This window comes from Paraburkholderia sp. J67 (assembly GCF_905220265.1).
Lineage (GTDB): Bacteria > Pseudomonadota > Gammaproteobacteria > Burkholderiales > Burkholderiaceae > Paraburkholderia.
In genome coordinates, this window is record NZ_CAJMZK010000158.1 from 1 (window position 1) to 208 (window position 208).

At 65.4% G+C, this 208-nt stretch carries 1 pseudogene; it reads right to left on the reverse strand.

The annotated features are described in order from the left end of the window. Nucleotides 1-208, reverse strand: a pseudogene (glyA, locus tag U5782_RS41590) (serine hydroxymethyltransferase); the annotation flags it as partial.

Consider the following 208-nt stretch of genomic DNA (forward strand, 5'->3'; position numbering starts at 1 on the left):
GCCTTCGGCGAGGCTCATGCCCATGATGGTGTCGCCCGGCTTGAGCACGGCGAAGAACACGCCCTGGTTGGCCTGCGAGCCCGAGTTCGGCTGCACGTTGGCGGCTTCAGCGCCGAACAGCGCCTTCACGCGATCGATCGCAAGCTGCTCGACGACGTCGACGTTTTCGCAGCCGCCGTAGTAACGCTTGCCGGGATAGCCTTCGGCA